The 508-nt window shown below is 39.8% G+C and carries 1 protein-coding gene; it reads left to right on the top strand.

Annotation, left to right across the window (positions count from 1 at the left end; genetic code table 11):
* Positions 1-188: 188 nt before the first annotated feature.
* Positions 189-508 (top strand): DUF535 family protein (locus R7Q48_RS31450; RefSeq protein ID WP_318134391.1); only part of this gene is annotated, 320 nt, incomplete at its 3' end.

The raw sequence follows: 508 nt of genomic DNA, 5'->3' as shown, positions 1-508 counted from the left end.
TTCTCTTAGAATCCCGAAAAAAACGAACACTGTTCAAAATTAATTTTGAGTACGTTGGAATCAGCAAGAACACACCTCCTATTCATGCCTTGTGCATCTCTCCATTTTCGTGTTCCTCGCTGTTATTTCTCGTGCTGTTAAAACAGAACCCCAGTTAAGACAAGCTCTTAAGTGAGTCGGGAGTGAAAATGACTGCAAATAAATCCATTTTTGATCATACCAAAGTGATCTATGCTGATGAGTACGCCAACACCTATAACCCTATTTGGGTATATAGAATGAAGTTCATCATGCGTGCGATTTACTACAAACGAGCATTCAAACACCTTGCGAACAACATTGAATCGTCTTTGTTAGACATGCTTTGTACGCGTACACACCGATTCCTAGAAAAACCGTTTCGCCCGTACATCATTAAGAATAACTCTGCTTTTGATCGCTCCAACTTGGTGGTTGATCACTATAAAACGATTTCAGAACTGCTTTCTAAAGAGACCATTGCCGAGAT

This window comes from Vibrio sp. 378 (genome assembly GCF_033339435.1).
Note: the sequence above shows the minus strand (reverse complement) of the source record. Positions and strands in the feature narration are given on the sequence as shown.